19 protein-coding genes and 1 pseudogene are annotated in these 16,173 nt (G+C 46.2%); 10 read left to right on the top strand and 10 right to left on the bottom strand.

Annotation, left to right across the window (positions count from 1 at the left end; genetic code table 11):
* Position 1: 1 nt before the first annotated feature.
* Positions 2–772 (bottom strand): inositol monophosphatase, encoded by a 771-nt coding sequence (locus J0M30_02970; GenBank protein ID MBN8666437.1) that lies wholly within the window; start codon positions 770–772, stop codon positions 2–4.
* Between the two features lie 264 nt (positions 773–1,036).
* On the opposite strand from J0M30_02970, the gene J0M30_02975 reads away from it, so the two are divergent.
* From J0M30_02975 to mtgA, 3 genes are all read left to right on the top strand, one after another.
* The gene (locus J0M30_02975) at positions 1,037–1,882 is read left to right on the top strand and encodes a glycosyltransferase family 2 protein (GenBank protein MBN8666438.1); all 846 of its coding nucleotides are present in this window, start codon (positions 1,037–1,039) and stop codon (positions 1,880–1,882) included.
* Between the two features lie 77 nt (positions 1,883–1,959).
* Complete coding sequence (locus J0M30_02980) at positions 1,960–3,489, top strand: GH3 auxin-responsive promoter family protein (protein ID MBN8666439.1); 1,530 nt, start codon at positions 1,960–1,962, stop codon at positions 3,487–3,489.
* A 76-nt stretch (positions 3,490–3,565) separates the two neighbouring features.
* On the top strand, positions 3,566–4,294 hold the full coding sequence (gene mtgA / locus J0M30_02985; GenBank protein MBN8666440.1) for a monofunctional biosynthetic peptidoglycan transglycosylase: 729 nt from the start codon (positions 3,566–3,568) through the stop codon (positions 4,292–4,294).
* 1 nt (position 4,295) lies between these two features.
* Here mtgA and J0M30_02990 read toward each other — a convergent pair whose 3' ends face one another.
* From J0M30_02990 to J0M30_03015, 6 genes and pseudogenes are all read right to left on the bottom strand, one after another.
* Positions 4,296–4,604 carry an AAA family ATPase gene (locus J0M30_02990; GenBank protein ID MBN8666441.1) on the bottom strand — a complete coding sequence of 103 codons (309 nt, stop codon included), beginning with the start codon at positions 4,602–4,604 and terminating at the stop codon, positions 4,296–4,298.
* Between the two features lie 162 nt (positions 4,605–4,766).
* Positions 4,767–4,979 (bottom strand): annotated as a pseudogene (locus J0M30_02995) (ATP-binding protein).
* Complete coding sequence (locus J0M30_03000; GenBank protein ID MBN8666442.1) at positions 4,958–5,512, bottom strand: DNA-3-methyladenine glycosylase I; 555 nt, start codon at positions 5,510–5,512, stop codon at positions 4,958–4,960. The pseudogene J0M30_02995 and the gene J0M30_03000 overlap by 22 nt, the downstream one beginning before the upstream one ends.
* Positions 5,509–6,156, bottom strand: coding sequence for a nicotinamide mononucleotide transporter (locus tag J0M30_03005; protein MBN8666443.1), 648 nt, complete (start codon positions 6,154–6,156; stop codon positions 5,509–5,511). Before J0M30_03005 ends, J0M30_03000 begins: the two co-directional genes overlap by 4 nt.
* Positions 6,157–6,765: a M23 family metallopeptidase gene (locus J0M30_03010; protein ID MBN8666444.1), complete on the bottom strand. Its 609-nt coding sequence runs from the start codon at positions 6,763–6,765 to the stop codon at positions 6,157–6,159. It abuts the gene before it with no gap.
* A complete protein-coding gene (locus tag J0M30_03015; GenBank protein ID MBN8666445.1) occupies positions 6,762–7,142 on the bottom strand; it encodes a helix-turn-helix transcriptional regulator in 381 nt (126 codons plus the stop codon). Before J0M30_03015 ends, J0M30_03010 begins: the two co-directional genes overlap by 4 nt.
* Positions 7,143–7,247: 105 nt before the next feature.
* On the opposite strand from J0M30_03015, the gene J0M30_03020 reads away from it, so the two are divergent.
* From J0M30_03020 to J0M30_03035, 4 genes are all read left to right on the top strand, one after another.
* Positions 7,248–8,753 carry an alpha/beta fold hydrolase gene (locus tag J0M30_03020; protein MBN8666446.1) on the top strand — a complete coding sequence of 502 codons (1,506 nt, stop codon included), beginning with the start codon at positions 7,248–7,250 and terminating at the stop codon, positions 8,751–8,753.
* A complete protein-coding gene (locus J0M30_03025; protein ID MBN8666447.1) occupies positions 8,750–9,517 on the top strand; it encodes a DUF481 domain-containing protein in 768 nt (255 codons plus the stop codon). The genes J0M30_03020 and J0M30_03025 overlap by 4 nt, the downstream gene beginning before the upstream one ends.
* Positions 9,518–9,578: 61 nt before the next feature.
* Positions 9,579–10,700 (top strand): saccharopine dehydrogenase NADP-binding domain-containing protein, encoded by a 1,122-nt coding sequence (locus J0M30_03030; protein MBN8666448.1) that lies wholly within the window; start codon positions 9,579–9,581, stop codon positions 10,698–10,700.
* A gap of 10 nt (positions 10,701–10,710) precedes the next feature.
* Positions 10,711–11,643 carry a tetratricopeptide repeat protein gene (locus J0M30_03035; GenBank protein ID MBN8666449.1) on the top strand — a complete coding sequence of 311 codons (933 nt, stop codon included), beginning with the start codon at positions 10,711–10,713 and terminating at the stop codon, positions 11,641–11,643.
* Positions 11,644–11,653: 10 nt separating this feature from the next.
* On the opposite strand, the gene J0M30_03040 is transcribed toward J0M30_03035, so the two are convergent.
* A complete protein-coding gene (locus tag J0M30_03040) occupies positions 11,654–12,250 on the bottom strand; it encodes a NifU family protein (protein ID MBN8666450.1) in 597 nt (198 codons plus the stop codon).
* 219 nt (positions 12,251–12,469) lie between these two features.
* Here J0M30_03040 and J0M30_03045 point away from each other — a divergent pair, with 219 nt between their 5' ends.
* Positions 12,470–13,582: a Fic family protein gene (locus J0M30_03045; protein ID MBN8666451.1), complete on the top strand. Its 1,113-nt coding sequence runs from the start codon at positions 12,470–12,472 to the stop codon at positions 13,580–13,582.
* Here the strand turns inward: J0M30_03045 and J0M30_03050 are convergent.
* Together J0M30_03050 and J0M30_03055 are read right to left on the bottom strand one after the other, a co-directional pair.
* Positions 13,577–14,215 (bottom strand): hypothetical protein, encoded by a 639-nt coding sequence (locus J0M30_03050; protein ID MBN8666452.1) that lies wholly within the window; start codon positions 14,213–14,215, stop codon positions 13,577–13,579. The two genes, J0M30_03045 and J0M30_03050, sit on opposite strands and share 6 nt — an antisense overlap.
* The gene (locus J0M30_03055; GenBank protein MBN8666453.1) at positions 14,202–14,684 is read right to left on the bottom strand and encodes a sigma-70 family RNA polymerase sigma factor; all 483 of its coding nucleotides are present in this window, start codon (positions 14,682–14,684) and stop codon (positions 14,202–14,204) included. Before J0M30_03055 ends, J0M30_03050 begins: the two co-directional genes overlap by 14 nt.
* Positions 14,685–14,933: 249 nt before the next feature.
* Between J0M30_03055 and J0M30_03060 the strand changes: the two genes are divergently transcribed.
* Positions 14,934–15,752 (top strand): outer membrane beta-barrel protein, encoded by an 819-nt coding sequence (locus J0M30_03060; protein MBN8666454.1) that lies wholly within the window; start codon positions 14,934–14,936, stop codon positions 15,750–15,752.
* Between the two features lie 25 nt (positions 15,753–15,777).
* Positions 15,778–16,131: an arsenate reductase gene (locus tag J0M30_03065; protein ID MBN8666455.1), complete on the top strand. Its 354-nt coding sequence runs from the start codon at positions 15,778–15,780 to the stop codon at positions 16,129–16,131.
* Positions 16,132–16,173: the final 42 nt, after the last annotated feature.

A 16,173-nucleotide genomic window follows, 5' to 3' on the forward strand; every position in this document is an offset into this window, starting at 1 on the left:
ATCAATAAGTATTATGTATGATCTGAAGTAATTGTGTTTGTATCTGTCCGTTGGTGGCGACCAGATGGGGTTGATAGGGTGAATACCGATCACCGTTGAAATCCGTTACTGTTCCTCCCGCTTCTTCCACCATCAGGAAACCGGCGGCACTATCCCATGCCTGGAGTTTGTGTTCATAGAATCCATCAAACCTTCCTGCGGCCACCCAGCAGAGGTCAATGGCCGCCGAACCCAAACGTCTTACCGGCACTCCCTTTCGGATAAGCCGGTCAAATACATCCAGCGGTCCGTTCTCCATATCCAGGTAGCTATAAGGAAAACCCGTAACGAGACAGGATTTCCAGACATCGGTTTCCTGGCTGACATGGATCGGTTTATCATTCAGTGTAGCGCCTTTTCCTTTTTCGGCTACAAAAAGTTCATTCAGTACCGGTGCGTAAACAGCACCCAGGATCATTTCTCCGTCTTTTTCCACACCGATCGACACACAACAAATGGGTAATCCATGGGCAAAATTCACGGTACCATCTATGGGATCCACGATCCATTTATAAGGGGAATCCTGGGCCATGACCCCGGCTTCCTCACTCAGGATATAATGATCGGGGTAATGTTTTTTGATCACTTCAAAGATCGCTTTTTCCGCCGCATGATCGGCTTCGGTAACGAGGTTATTGACCCCTTCTTTATTCGAAATGATAAAATCTTTATGGTAGAACCTGAGTAATTCTGCACCACCGGCAAGTACGGCTTCTAATAGGGCTTGTTTCATGGGGCAAAGATAGACCAGGATTGGAAGGATTTTTGGATTACCTGGATTTTATGATTATGTGGATTTGTTTCTCGCCGCGTACGCAGAGATTGTGGCGAACGCGGCGGCCGTCCTATTTTCGAAAAGAAAACTGCCGCTGCGTTCTTTGCCTCTTTGCGTGCGCCGCGAGAAAAATCTGTGAACTCACCGCAATCCTTGAAATCTACATAATCATAAAATCCAGGTAATCCAAAAATCCTATCCATCCTGGTCTATCTTTGCCCCGTGAAACTCTCACTCCTGCTCGTCTCTTATAACTCCCTTCTTCCTCTCCGTTCCTGCTTACGATCGGTGGAGGAAGCAGTACGCGTTTGTGGTTTTGCCGTGGAAGTGATCGTTGTCGACAATGCTTCGGCGGATCAGACTCTGGAAATTCTATCGCATGAATTTCCGGGAGTAAAATGGGTGGCCAATACCACCAACACGGGTTTTTCAAAAGCCTGTAACCAGGCTTTTGTTATGGCCAGCGGAGAATATGCCCTCTTTCTGAATCCCGATACGGTCATACCGGCGGATGCGCTTGCTAAAACCATCAGCTTTTTAGACCATAACCCAGGTGTAGGGGCACTGGGGGTTCGGATGCTGGATGAGAAGGGCCGTTTTCTGAAAGAATCCAAGCGGGGAATGCCCGGCCCACGCGCCAGTTTTTTTAAATTATTTGGCCTCGCTGCGTTGTTTCCATCTTCCCCATTTTTTGCGGCCTACTATGCCGGACATCTGAAAGAAGATGAACCCGGAGAAATTGATGCCCTTTCAGGGGCTTTTCTTCTGATCCGAAGCAGCTTGTTCCGTGAACTGGGAGGTTTTGACGAGTCATTCTTCATGTACGCCGAGGATATAGACCTGAGTATCCGCATAAAGAAAGCAGGGTATTCCTGTTATTATTTTCCCCAGGTGACCATCACCCACGCCAAAGGTAAAAGCACGATCAAAGACAAGCTGTACCGTGAAAGGTTTTATGGGGCCATGGCTATTTTTGTCAATAAATACTATGGCCAGGAACCACTAAAAGCGGGCTTCCTGAAATTGGGGATCCGGTTTCGCCAGCTACTTGCCGGTTGGATAGGTTGATATGAGCCGCAGGATTGCTGACTAGGGAGAGGTTTAAATGCTTAATTTTAGCGCGCAGACAGAAAAGAAAAGAACGGATGACGAGAATTATTGATATTAAATTGCCCAAAGCGATAGCTAACGCCCTGCGTATACCTCAAAACGATCCGAGGCGACAGCAGATACGGGTGTTAAAGAAATTGTTGAAGAAGGCAAGGTTTACGGAGTTTGGCCAGGAATACCGTTTTGATGAGATACTGCTCAGCAAGCACCCGGGCAAGAAATTTCAGGAACTGGTTCCCACCTATGACTACAATAAGATCTACGATCAATGGTGGTATAAAACCCTGGAGGGCGTACCCGATGTAGCCTGGCCGGGTAAGATCAAGTATTATGCATTAAGTTCCGGCACCTCCGAGGCAGCCAGCAAATACATCCCTATTACCAAAGAGCTGCTTCGCAGCAATACGATCAATTACCTCAAACAACTTTTTTCGCTTTTTGCTTACGATCATGTGCCACGCAATGCCATGGCCAAGGGCTTTTTGATGTTGGGGGGCGCAACTGACCTGAAGAAGGGAAAAGCGGGTTGGTATGCGGGTGACTTGAGCGGGATACTCGCAAAGAAAAGACCTTTCTGGTTTCAGACTTTTTACAAACCCGGAGGCCGGATCGCCGCGATCCAGGATTGGAACCAGAAATTGAATGAGATCGTAGAGCATGCCAAAGAATGGGATATCGGGTATATCGTGGGCGTGCCCGCCTGGTGCCAGATGTGTATGGAAATGGTGATCGAGCATTACAAAGTGAAAAATATCCATGAGATATGGCCCAATTTTTCCTTTTTCGTACATGGAGGCGTGGCCTTTGAACCCTATAAAAAAGGGTTTGAAAAATTATTGGGTAAACCCATCATTTATATCGAGAACTATCTATCGAGCGAAGGCTTTATCGGGTATAAACACCGCGAACACGCTAAAGGGATGCAGTTGATCCTTGATAATAATATCTTCTTCGAATTTGTGCCTTTTGATGAAAAGAACTTTGACGCCGAGTGTCAGATGGTGGACAAGCCTGAAGCGTTGATGATCCATGAAGTGGAAGAAGGAAAGGAATACGCCTTACTGATGAGCACAAATGCAGGGGCCTGGCGTTACCTGCTTGGCGATACGATAAAATTTGTGGACCTGGAGAAGAATGAAGTGGTGATCACCGGCCGGACCAAACATTTCCTGAGCCTCGTTGGCGAACACCTGAGTGTGGACAATATGAACAAAGCGATTCAACTGGTAAGCGAAGAGTTGAATATCTCCATACCTGAATACACGGTGGTAGGTATTCCACATGAAGGTTTCTTTGCCCACCGCTGGTATATTGGGTGTGATGATCGGGTGGATAGCGCCGATATAGCCAAACGGATTGATCAACACCTGCGCGTGCTGAATGATGACTATGCCACAGAGCGGGATAGCGCGTTGAAAGAAGTATTTCTGGAAGTACTCCCCGAGCACCGGTTTATTGAGTTCATGGAACTTAAAGGCAAATTGGGAAGTCAACACAAGTTTCCCCGTGTGCTGAAAGGGAAAATGTTGGAGGATTGGGAGCTTTTTTTGAAGGCAAAGGGCTAAATAAATCAAAAAGCTTTTAGCCTTTAGCTATTAGCTATTCGTATTTTTTCAATAAATATAATAGCGAAAACTGTCAATGACCACGAAAGGCCTCATCCCCCGAATCTGGCGTCTCACAAAAAGGATATTTCTCTTCCTGTTCATTTTTCAATTTGTGTATATCCTGGCCCTGAAATGGATCGATCCCCCCATAACCATTACCCAATTCGTTTCGTGGATAAAGGGTGATGGGCTGAAAAGAGATTATGTAGATAAAGAAGAGATCTCTGTATTTGCCCGCCTTGCTGTTATTGCGGCGGAGGACCAGTTATTTCCCGATCACAGTGGATTTGACTGGAAGAGCATCAAAAAAGCCCAGGCCTATAACAAACGTAAACCCGGGCGTGTACATGGCGCCAGCACCATCAGTCAGCAAACAGCAAAGAATGTATTTCTGTGGCAGGGAAGGAGTTGGATTCGCAAGGGGCTTGAGACTTATTTTACCTTCATGATCGAACTGATCTGGGGAAAGAAACGCATACTGGAAGTGTACCTCAATGTGATTGAAATGGGGCGTGGTATTTATGGTATCCAGGCGGCGTCAAAATCTTATTTTAATAAACCGGCAGGAAGTTTATCCCGACAGGAAGCGGCGATGATCGCGGCCTGTCTGCCCAATCCAAAACTCTATCCGGTAAAACCCATGTCAAAGTATGTGGCCAGGCGCTACCCGTTTGTATTGGGGCAAATGCGCAACCTTGAAGGAGATGAAGACATTCAAGCCGTAGTTTCAAATAAATCAACTATTAAAGGGAAAAAAAAGTGACCTATCTGGCGTCCCCCGGCTGCCAGGTTGCCAACTTACTAAGAGCGCTAAGTGCACTATGGAAGCGATCGGATTCACTTCCACGAATTTCCACCCACGGAGTTTCCTGATTTACCAACAGATCTTTATACATTTTATATAACCGCTCTCTTGATTCCAGATCGGGGTATTCCCGCAATTCATCTTTCACCCAGGGAAGATCTGTTGCACAAAGAAGGTAGAGATCATATTTACGCGAAGCGATCTGTTCAAGGATGTATTTATGGCATTTGTCAAAAACAAATTCACACCACACCTGCATTACGTACATGTTGGTGTCGAGGAAGAGGAGGGGTTCGGGGTCGGAGGTCGGGAGTCCAGGGTCCGGAGTCGGGAGACCGGAGTCGGAAGACGGGAGTCCATGGTCCAAAGCAGGACCTCCGACCTCCGACTCCGGACCTCGGACCCCCGACCCTTGACTTCCGACTCTCAAAACGTACTCTTCCTCCAGAGCCACCTGTCCTTTTGCGATGGTAAGCAGGTCATCGTAGGTGTAATTAGTGCCATGTTTGAGCAGGAATTCACGCGCATATTCCGGGCACCACAGGGTATTGAAATGCGCGGCCAATTGACGGCACAGGGTGCTTTTACCGGTTGATTCCGGTCCGATGATAACGATCTTTTTTATCGTGTTTTTCTCGCCCATGCCGGTTTTGCTTTGAGTACCTTTTTATGAATGGGACAATCTTCGGTATGAGCGCCCGGGAGGTAGCCAGTGCTCATTAAAAACTCATTGACGATTTCCCCACCGGTAAAGCGAAAGGTTTTCTTGAAGAGCTTGGTCCATTCGTCTTTGGTCAGCGGATGGTGATCATCGAGCCATTGCCGGAAACTGCCATGCTCTTTTTGAATACCCAGTATGGTCTTGGCGTTTTCAATGGCCGCCTGAATTTTGAGCCGGTTGCGAATGATGCCCGCGTCGCCCATGAGTCGGTTAAAATCCTTTTCCTTATAGGCTGCCACTTTTTTGATCTCGAATCCGTGATAGGCGGCGCGAAAATTTTCCTGTTTATTGAGAATGGTGGTCCAGCTAAGTCCCGCCTGATTGATCTCGAGGATCAGCCGGCAAAACAGTTCATTGTCATCCGGAATGGGGAAACCATAGAATTTATCATGGTACACGCGGTGTTGTTCCTGCTCACCGGGTTTCAGGTTTTGTATAAAGCTGCAATAACTCATGCGTTGGTTGTTTCTTTGGCCATTTTCTTCCATTCAACAAATCCCCACCAGGCCAGGGCAAGGAAGAGTACGTACATCAGCGAAAATAGCATCAGTTCTTTGTAAAAATTGAGCGGGATGGCCACAATATTTGAAAAGATCCAGGCCAGCCAGTTCTCGATCTTGCGTTTCGCCATCCACCACATGGCGGTGATGGCTGAAGAGGAAACGAGGGAATCCAGTATAGGGGTATTACTGTTGGTAAACTGGGTCAGTACAACATAAATAGCAACCCAGAAAAAGAGAAAGAACCCGATCCCAAACCATAACTGGGGGCGCGTACACCAACTGATGGGATAGGTATAATGTGCCCCATCCTTCTTCTGGACCCAATTGTACCACCCATAGACACTCATTAAAAAATAGTAGATATTCAGTGACGCATCGGCATAAAGCGCGGGGCTGACCATGAAGAAATAGACATAGGCCGCCAGCAGTACCCCGATAATCCCGGTGGGGTAAACCAGTACATTGTTTTTACGGGCATACCACACACTCGCTATTTGCGCGATGGTGCTTACCCATTCCGGCCATTGGGTTTGGCGGACATTGGTGAGAAAGTGCTGGAATATTTCCTGGAAACTCATCATTAATTTGTAAACCAACTAGTCTCTTTTATATCTCCTTAATGGCCGAAGGTATCTTGTTTTTTTGGAGGTAGAAAAACGTGTTGGAATAGTCTGCCACTGGCCACTGGCATCATTGCCCCACACTACGAAATGCAGGTGAGGGAAAGCGGTATACCCCGTGTTTCCACTCAAGCCAATGACCTGGCCTTGTTTTACTGTATCGCCCACATTGACCAGCACCCCGTCTTTTTTCAGGTGCCAGTACCCGGCCCTCGTTCCATCGTCGTGCTGAATGACAATATAATTGGCTTCGCGCCGGTATTTTGATTTGAGTCCGCCGCGGCTACCCGTTTCATTCATTCGTACCACTACCCCACCCCGTGCGGCACAGATCCGCGTACCTTTTTTCATTTTGAAATCAATGGCTACCCGGTTGCGATGGGTGTAGGCGCTATAATAGCCTTGTACCACAAGATGCGATCGCCCGACTTCGTAAGGGAGGGTGTAGATATAGCTGGTATCTTCTTCGAGCTTTCCTTTTTGTAATAGTTTGGCCGTACTCTGCTGGGCTTCCTTGTTCAGCGAGCAATGACTGGCCAGCAATACCAATCCTGAGGCGATAAGAAGAAGTAGCAGCCTGTTCATTTTTCTTTTTGACTTTCCTTTTTCATCAGTTCACCATAGTCAATCCCTGCTTCGGTCATCAATTCTAAACCATACTCACGCAGGAATTGAATGACGGTGATTGCCTTTTTTCCTTTTTCAGTCAACGCGTATTCTGTACGGGGAGGAACTTCGGCAAACACTTTTTTCTGTAAGAACCCATCCGTTTCAAGCTGCTTAAGGGCCTGTGTCAGCATTTTCTGACTGATATGTGGAATCTGGTTTTGTAATTCCGAGTAGCGCAAGGAGCGGTCTTTAAGTCGCCAAAGCACCGGCATTTTCCAGGTACCGCCTATTTTTTTTAAGGCATAATCCACCGGATTATAGAATATCTGCTTATCAATGATGACGTCAGGCATAGCTTAAAATTACAAAGCACAGACCAAAAAGTTCGTAGCAGTCCTTTGTGTGCCTCTGGTAAGTAATCAGGTACAAGGTTTGAATTTTACGGCAAAATACATACCATGCAACGCATTTTATTATTATCCTTTCTTTTTATATCTCTTTCAAGTGCAGCGCAACACAATGCCGGCAATAATGGCAAAGTGTTGATGATCGCGTCTAACCCTTCTGTTAGTCAACAAACAGGTTGGCCAATCGGGGTTTGGTTTGCCGAACTGGCTCACCCCTATTGGGTTTTTAGCGAAGCCGGTTATACGGTAGATATTGCCAGTCCCGACGGAGGCGCGCTGATCTTTGACAGCTTTAGTGATCCCGAAGATGCCAGCGCCTATGCTGCCTTCGATTACATATCACTGGGGTTTAAGAAAGATCCGGCCAAGATGGCCATGGTTCAGCAAACCTTGAAATTATCTTCCGTAAACCCGGATGATTACAAAGCCATATTTGTTTGTGGGGGGCAGGGGCCGATGTACACTTTTTTCAATAACCAACCACTCCATGAATTTTTTACCCGGTTCTATCTGACGGGCAAGCCCACGGCGGCCATTTGCCATGGAACCTGTATTCTTCTTAAAGCCAAATTACCCAATGGAAAATTTTTGGTTGAGGGTAAAAAATGGACAGGATTCTCCTCCTCCGAAGAGCAATATGCCGATAATTATGTAGGCAGGGCCATTCAACCATTTCGTATTGAAGATGAGGCACGCAAAATGCCCAATAGCCGGTATGTGACAGGTGCACCCTTTTCAGCATTTGCCGTGCGCGACGGAAACCTTATCACGGGCCAACAACAGAATAGTGGTGCCGCTGCGGCCGAACTGATTGTAAAAGCATTGGCGCAGGACAGGTCACGTTACCCCACCTATGTTTTGGTACATGGTGCCTGGGCAGATGAAAGTGCCTGGGGTGCCATTCGCAATCAATTGGCCGTTCGGGCCAATGTGGAAGTGGTGAACCTGCCGGCACATGGTATTGATCTGCGTGATGGACGTAAGACCGGCCTGGCTGATTATGTAAAAACAGTAACCGAAACCATCAACCGTCAACCTGGTAAAGTAATTCTGGTAGGTCATTCCATGGCCGGGATGATCATTTCACAGGTAGCCGACCGTCTGCCGCAGAAGATTGACAAGCTGGTATATGTCTCGGCTTATCTCCCGCGAAATGGTGAATCTGCCGCCGGAATCACCAATGCCTTTCTCAACAATCAGCCGATCGAAGCTTTTCAGTTCAATGAGGATTATTCGCTTGTCAGTATCAAAAAGGAAATGTTACCAACAGTGGTCTGTGCGGATTGCCCGGATGAAATGAAACAGATACTCGTGAAATACCATAAAGCAGAACCTGTAAATGGCTTGAATGATAAAGTGGTGCTGGGTACCAATTTTACAAAAGTGCCGAAATATTATATCAGCACAACTGAAGACTATGCTGTGCCTTATGCATTGCAACAACAAATGATCAGGAAGAATGGTACAGTGAAAAAAGCGTATGAAATGAAGACCTCACATTTACCCTTTGTGGTACAACCACAGGAGTTTCTGCGTATACTAACAACGCTGAAATGAGAACCCTTTTGCTTTGTGTCTTGCTGCTCTTTAACAGCGCAGTTCTGGCACAGCTCAATGAGAGTGATACCCTTCGCTGGCAGTTCCGGTCAACTCTGACCGGAACTTTTCAGCAGGGGAATGTAGATCTTCTTGCAGCACGTTTGCGTGCTGATCTCACAACGGGCGCTGTTCAGCATTGGGTGTATAAAACGCAGAACGCCGGACTTTATCAGGCATTTTATAAAAAAAAGGCCGACCTCGATCTGTTTAGCCGTCACTATATCTACTACAAACCGTTTCGCAGGGCCTATCCCTTTGGCCTGTTTTATCTTTCCACCAATTACAGACGCAAGATAAACGGACGTTATTTTTTGGGAGGCGGTTATACGGTACAGCTGATGAAAAAAGGGGGAGCTATCATAAAACTATCGGGTTCTCTTGTGTATGAGCAAACCCGGTTTGCCGGCAAACAATTCAACCGACCGGAGTGGAATAATACCTCTTTATTATCTCTCTGGCGGGCCACGATATATTCCAGTGGATCTTTTCACCTCAGTCAAAATGGGTGGCGCATTTATTATGAATTCTTTTTTCAGCCCGGCCTTAGTGAGAAACGGAACCATCGCTGGCAGGCAGAATCAGGTATTGAGTTCCCTCTGCGAAAGGGGTTCTCCTTTAATTTGAATTACCTGTTATCCTATGAGGACGTGGTCATTACCGGTGTGCGTCAACGCGATGCGCTCCTGAGTTTTGGCGTGGGCTATCAGGTGAAGCATAAGTAAAGAAATTCGGATCTTATTTTTTATTTGAAATAATTCCTCCCACAGCGGAACTTTGTGGGTTATGAAGCTTGCTGTACTTGGCGCAGGTATGGTAGGGCGAGCGATAGCCCTTGACCTGGCCACCACACATGAGATCACATCCTTTGATCAGAATGCAGAAAACCTTTCCATTCTCTCCCGAAGGGATTCGCGTATTCGGAGACGTAAAGAAGACCTGACCCGTTATGATTCCTATCCGGAATGGTTAAGCGAATTTGACCTGGTGCTGACGGCGGTTCCCGGTTTCATGGGATATCGAACGCTGGAAGCTGTGATCAAGGCAGGAAAATCTGTGGCCGATATTTCGTTCTTTCCCGAAGACGCACTTCAACTCGACGCCCTTGCCAAAGAAAAAGGAGTTACCGTGATAACGGATGTGGGGGTGGCTCCCGGCATGAGCAATTTGATATTAGGACGGTACAATGAAGAAATGCGGGTCACCCATTTTGAATGTTATGTGGGAGGACTGCCGGCCAATCCACAACCTCCTTATTTTTATAAAGCGCCTTTTTCTCCCATTGATGTCATTGAGGAATATATTCGACCGGCACGATTGAAAGAGAAAGGGAAGATCGTGGAAAAACCAGCCTTGACCGAGCGCGAGCTGATCGAGTTTGATGAGGTGGGTACCCTGGAAGCCTTTAATACCGACGGGCTACGCAGTCTTCTGTTTACCCTGCCTCATATACCCGATATGAAAGAGAAGACCATGCGGTTTCCCGGTCATATCGACCTGATCCTGTCATTAAAAGAAGCCGGTTTTTTTGATACCAAAAAAATAATGGTACAGGGAAAAGAGATATCACCCCTGGAATTTACCTCGCGCATGCTGATCGATGATTGGAAACTGGGTGAGGAAGAAGAGGAGTTTACCGTGATGCGCGTGATCGTAGAAGGAGAAAAAGAAGGGACAAAGCAAAGAATCGAATACAACTTACTTGACCGCTACGATCCGGTTTCCCGGTTGTCTTCTATGGCGCGTACTACGGGGTATACCTGTACCGCGGCAGCACAATTGATACTACAGGGTTTGTTTGTGGAAAAAGGCGTTTTTCCACCCGAGTTTGTAGGAAAGAGCAGCGTTTGTTTTGAAAAAATTATGGATTATCTTGAGCAGAGGGGTGTGCGTTGGAAACGGACCTAAATAACCTTTTATGAGAATAGTGATCTGTCTTTTATTTTTGGTATTTACCATTTCTGTATTTGGCCAAACAAGAGAGGAAATTTCAAAGAGTGCCGGAGATCTGTATGATAAGGAAGAGTATTCAGCAGCATTAGGCGACTATACAAAGGGATTGACCTTGTATCCGGATGACAGAGAGTTTCTCCTTATGAAGGGCAATTGTCTTGACCGGATGAAGGAATTGTCGGATGCCTATGAGGCATTCAGTTACCTGATCCAAAAACACCCGGCCTATTCAATAGGATATAACCAACGCGGACTGTTGTTATTAAGGGTGCAGGAGTTTGAGTTGGCGTTAAAAGATCTGAATCAGGCGGTTGCGCTTGCGGAGTCTGATAGTGTTCGACTTTCTGCACTGTTGAACAGGGGCGCTGTTAAATTTCAAACACGCGATTTTGAGGGTACAAAAAACGATCTGTCCGAAGCGTTGAAGATCGATTCATTGAATTTGGGGGTTATGAACAACCTGGCGATAGTATCCAAGGAATTAGGCAACGCGGAAAAGGCCTTTTATTATTTATATAAGATACTGGAAGTAGAGCCGGAAAACGTAGGAGCCATTTCAAATATCGGCTTCACCTATCAGGAATTGGGGCGTTGTGATACGGCCATTCATTTTTTCAACAAGGTGATCGAATTAAATGAGGATGAAGGGCTGGGATATAGTAACAGGGGGTATTGCTATTATAAATTAGGCAAGCTGGATCTTGCCCTAAAGGATGTTAACCATTCGCTCGAACTTTATTCTTCAAATGCATTCGCCTATCGCACACGGGCGTTGATATATATAGCGCAAGGGAAAAATAAGGATGCGTGTGGGGATATTGATATGGCTCTTTTTTATAAGTTCACCACGATGTATGGCGACGAGGTAGAAGAATTAAAAAAGAAGTATTGTCAATAGTCCTGGAATTTTATTCCGCATCGGCCAGCACTTCCTTCACTTCCGGGATCATTCGCTTCATCATGCCTTCGATACCGGCTTTGAGGGTGATCATGGAGGAGGGACAACCGGAGCAGGAGCCTTGCATGGCGAGACTAACCGTTCCGTTTTCGTAGCTTTTGAATTGAATGGCGCCGCCGTCCATTTCAACAGCCGGGCGCACATAGTTATCGAGTAATTCTTTGATTCGTTTTACCACATCATCATCATCAGCCGCCACTTCATTGGAGCTTTCCTGTTTTACCGCCGCCAGTTCTTCTTCATTCACCACGGTTTTTCCTTCTTCCAGGTATTGTTTCAGGAATTCACGAATAGAGGGGATTACATCCGCCCAATCGGTGTCAGAGGTTTTCGACAGTGTTACAAAATTGCTGGCGATAAAGACCGCGCGGATGAAAGGGAACCCAAACAATTCCACCGCCAAAGGCGAGGGTTTTGCACTCTCAATATCCGGGAAATCAACACTTTTACCCGGATAGAGCAGTTTGTTGGCCACAAACTTCATGGTCTCCGGATTTGGGGTCATTTCGGTATAGATACTGATGATGGGATTGCCTGTTTTGATCATTTCACACGGTTTAGATATACAAAAGTAACAAATCAGGTGGAGGGATGTTTACGAAAGCCGGAAAGGAGGGAATTGAGACTTTAGGCTTATGGCTACCAGTTTTGCGGCGAATAATTCAAAATGCGGCAAATAATGGCTATATTTGCCGCAAAGTATGCGGCGAATATTTGAAATTGCGCCGAATAGGGGCTATATTTGCCGCAAATGCAATCAAATGCTATATATATTCACCAGTTAAGGGGGTGGCCGAATTTCACCTGGAGCCAGGATGCTATCGAGCCGCTGCTCAATAAAGTTCGTATCAGGCATGCACGTTTGATGGGCCGGATGGAGGGGATAGGGTTTTCCTTTCAGGAGGATGCAACTCTGACGACCCTGACACTTGACGTGGTAAAATCATCTGAAATTGAAGGCATGGTGTTGGATCCTTTACAGGTTCGGTCCTCCATTGCAAAGAGATTAGGCATTGATAGAGCCGGCCTTATTCAATCCGACAGAAGTGTGGAAGGTATAGTAGAGATGATGCTGGACGCTACTCAGCAATACAAAAAACCCCTGACGCAGGAGAGAATACTTGGTTGGCAGTCACTGCTATTTCCTACTGGTTGGAGCGCTGGGAACAGAATCGTTGTTGGCGCCTGGCGAAATAATACCGTCAACGATCCCATGCAAGTCATATCTGGTATGTTGGGAAGGGAAAAGGTCCACTTTCAGGCACCGGACTCCGCCTTAATTCCAGATGAGATGTATGCTTTTTTGAAATGGTTCAACGAAGACATAAGTGAGGACCCTTTAATAAAGGCAGCTATTGCCCATCTGTGGTTTGTGACCATTCACCCTTTTGAGGATGGTAATGGACGCATCACAAGGGCGATTGGAGATTTGCAACTTGCCCGGGCAGATGGAAGTTCAAAGCGGTTTTACAGCATGTCTGCCCAGATTCGAAAAGAAAGAAATAAATACTACGATGTACTGGAGCAAACGCAAAAAGGAAACCTTGATATTACGAAGTGGTTGGACTGGTTTCTGGATTGTCTTGACAGAGCGATTCAAGCCACAGAAGAAACGCTTGTAATTGTGTTGCGTAAAGCGGAGTTCTGGAAACAACATGTCGATACTTCCTTTAATGAAAGGCAGCGACACATGCTCGACCAAATCATGGAAGAGTATAAGGGAAGGATCAATTCTTCCAATTGGGCTAAGAAGTGCAACGTGTCAACTGATACGGCGGTACGGGACATTCACGACCTTGTAGCGAAAGGGTTATTGGTACAAGGACCGGAAGGCGGGAGGAGTACAAATTATTTACCAACTTTCATCACCGGTTTATAAATTAATTCCTTCCTCCTCCATTTCCGCAGTCAGCTTTTTTAGCCGTTCTACATGTTTTCCATATAACCAATGCACATACCATTTATTCAGCCAATAGCCTGGCAGGGTGAAAATGGCGGCCAGTCCGATCCAGGCCAGGGCCGTTTGCCACCAGGCATAGGCAGGAGAGTGAAAGAAGATATTCTTTGGGATAAATGAAGGTATATGGATATAAAAAAGAAAACCCAGGTAAAGTATCGTAATGGGAAACAAAAGCGTGCCTGCCCATAGATAGATCTTCAGTAATTTTTCGAGTTTGCCCAAATGAAGGTTCAGGTTGCTGCGCACCTCACAGGTTACGCATTGCATGGTCTTGAGCAATCGGTCCTTTCGGAAAAAATAAAGAAGGTACACGAGTATAAGGGCCAGATATAACCAGACTACATCCATCGTCTTTTCATTCCTGGTAAGGATAAAATAGAGGATGACCGCACCCAGGCTGAGAATCACTACAAGAAGTTCATATCGTAGTGTTCGCCTCATTTTGCCAAGGCTTGATCCTGATTGCCGCTTTACCATTTCCGAAAGCTTACCCAGATTGGTGGGCGAGGCTGGCTGGTTTTGCCACAATTGCTTGAGGTTATCCAATTCCATCCGTTGTAATTTTTGTGAGTTGACGTAATTTTTCTTTGATCCTGTTCATTTTCACACGCAAATTGTTTTGGTTGATACCCAGTACTTCTTCCATTTCATCATAACTGCGGTCATCGAGATAAAGCATCACAATGGCCCGGTCGATCTCCGACAGTTGAGCCACGGCCCGGTAGAGTTCGCGAAGCTTTTCTTCCTTTTCGCGCTCTTCGTTTGAATCGGCCACATCGTGAGGGATGGTGGCCGGGTAATCGATTTTGACCGAACGGTTCTTTTTCCGGATACCGGTGATGGCTGTATTCAACGCGATCCGGTAAAGCCAGGTGCTGAATTTGGCATCTCCCCGAAAGCCGGGGTAGGCTTTCCAGAGCTGGGCCACGATCTCCTGAAAAAGATCTTCCCTGTCACCTTCCGTGGAAGTATATAGATGGCAGACCTTATACAGGAGGGCCGTATTTTCCTGCAAAAGCATTAAAAATTCGTCTTGCCTACGTTGATCAATCACAGTTGGTTAGGTAATTCTGTTTTCATGTTAGTCGATGACCGGGCAGTTTTGTTACAAGTATAGTGGGTTGGTTTTCAGCTTTGAGCAAGGCCTCTTTTGCCACGGACTTGCAAATCCTGACATTTCTGTCTATTTTTCCCCTTCCTTTCACGATCCGCCTCCCTGATTAACCCCATATCCCCAGGAAAACAATTTACAGTTAAACCAGAGCATGCTATGAAAAGGATCTGTTTCCTTCTTCTTCAGGTTGGCCTTTTGCTTTCCGCCCATTCCCAAAAAATGGAGTGGGAACTCCAATTAGGGACCTTCGGATATGCAGGTGACCTTACCCAATCTACTCCCAGTGTTCATTCCCTTGGTCCGGCCGCGGGTCTTATCGTCCATTACCGCTTACATCCACAGGTATCAATTCGTGCGGGTGTGACCTATGGAACAGCCGGGGCCCATGACAAGTATAATAAAGATACATTGCTGCAACGCCGCAACCTGAGCTTTCGTACAGCCATTGCTGAAGGACACCTCGGTGTGGAAGTCAACCTCATCGATCCCGCCGATTCAAAAGTATATCCCTATGTATTTGCCGGCGTAGGTATTTATCATTTCAATCCCTATGCGATGGATGATGGGAATGAAAAGGTATTTCTAAAACCCCTCAGTACCGAAGGTCAGGGCCTTCCCGAATACCCGGAACGAAAGGAGTATAAACTGACCCAATTTTCAGTGCCTTTTGGCGGGGGGTTGAAGATGAAAGTAAATGAACGATTTTCAGTTGGGTTTGAAATAGGCATCCGCAAAACATTTACCGATTACCTGGATGATGTAAGTACCCGTTATATCAATTATAATATACTCGATGCAAGAAAAGGGCCCAAAGCAGTTGAACTGGCTTTTCGGGGAATCACTCCTGCCGGCGTACAAGCCGAACCGGTTACCGATGATATAAGGGGTAATCCCAAAGAAAAAGATGTTTACTACTACATGGGGTTCAAGCTGATTTTTAGAAAAGGGCCATCCAAAAAAGCAACCGAAAAATAGCTCCGGATATATTTATTTTGCGGGCATGAAGAAAATGTATCATCTCGGTACTTGTACCACTTCACAAGCTATTATCAAAGAGACAGGGATTGATAAAAAAGGTTTTGTTATGCAGGATATCAAAACCGAAAAGATCACCCCAACACAATTGGAGGAAATGAAGTCACTGACCGGATCTTATGAATCTTTATTCAGCCGTCGCGCCCTGAAGTACAAAGAATGGGGATTAAAGGACAAACAACTTACCGAGAAGGACTACCGTCAATACATACTCGATGAATACACGTTTCTCAAAAGACCGGTTGTGATCATCGGAAAAAAGATCTTTGTCGGCAGCGAAAAGAAAAACATAGCCGCCCTTAAAGCATCGCTTGACTGATCAAATATCTCGTTTTTTGTAATCTTCAAATCCCCGAATCCG

The organism is Chitinophagales bacterium (assembly GCA_017303415.1).
GTDB lineage: Bacteria > Bacteroidota > Bacteroidia > Chitinophagales > Chitinophagaceae > SpSt-398.

Excerpts from the sequence above, each read along its gene's own strand:
- mtgA (MBN8666440.1), top strand. The coding sequence starts at position 3,566 with ATGACCACGAAAGGCCTCATCCCCCGAATCTGGCGTCTCACAAAAAGG.
- J0M30_03030 (MBN8666448.1), top strand. The coding sequence starts at position 9,579 with ATGAAGCTTGCTGTACTTGGCGCAGGTATGGTAGGGCGAGCGATAGCC.
- J0M30_03010 (MBN8666444.1), bottom strand. The coding sequence starts at position 6,765 with ATGAACAGGCTGCTACTTCTTCTTATCGCCTCAGGATTGGTATTGCTG.
- J0M30_02990 (MBN8666441.1), bottom strand. The coding sequence starts at position 4,604 with ATGTACGTAATGCAGGTGTGGTGTGAATTTGTTTTTGACAAATGCCAT.
- J0M30_03065 (MBN8666455.1), top strand. The coding sequence starts at position 15,778 with ATGAAGAAAATGTATCATCTCGGTACTTGTACCACTTCACAAGCTATT.
- J0M30_02980 (MBN8666439.1), top strand. The coding sequence starts at position 1,960 with ATGACGAGAATTATTGATATTAAATTGCCCAAAGCGATAGCTAACGCC.
- J0M30_02970 (MBN8666437.1), bottom strand. The coding sequence starts at position 772 with ATGAAACAAGCCCTATTAGAAGCCGTACTTGCCGGTGGTGCAGAATTA.
- J0M30_03035 (MBN8666449.1), top strand. The coding sequence starts at position 10,711 with ATGAGAATAGTGATCTGTCTTTTATTTTTGGTATTTACCATTTCTGTA.
- J0M30_03060 (MBN8666454.1), top strand. The coding sequence starts at position 14,934 with ATGAAAAGGATCTGTTTCCTTCTTCTTCAGGTTGGCCTTTTGCTTTCC.
- J0M30_03025 (MBN8666447.1), top strand. The coding sequence starts at position 8,750 with ATGAGAACCCTTTTGCTTTGTGTCTTGCTGCTCTTTAACAGCGCAGTT.
- J0M30_03015 (MBN8666445.1), bottom strand. The coding sequence starts at position 7,142 with ATGCCTGACGTCATCATTGATAAGCAGATATTCTATAATCCGGTGGAT.
- J0M30_03020 (MBN8666446.1), top strand. The coding sequence starts at position 7,248 with ATGCAACGCATTTTATTATTATCCTTTCTTTTTATATCTCTTTCAAGT.
- J0M30_03000 (MBN8666442.1), bottom strand. The coding sequence starts at position 5,512 with ATGAGTTATTGCAGCTTTATACAAAACCTGAAACCCGGTGAGCAGGAA.
- J0M30_03055 (MBN8666453.1), bottom strand. The coding sequence starts at position 14,684 with ATGCTTTTGCAGGAAAATACGGCCCTCCTGTATAAGGTCTGCCATCTA.
- J0M30_03050 (MBN8666452.1), bottom strand. The coding sequence starts at position 14,215 with ATGGAATTGGATAACCTCAAGCAATTGTGGCAAAACCAGCCAGCCTCG.
- J0M30_03040 (MBN8666450.1), bottom strand. The coding sequence starts at position 12,250 with ATGATCAAAACAGGCAATCCCATCATCAGTATCTATACCGAAATGACC.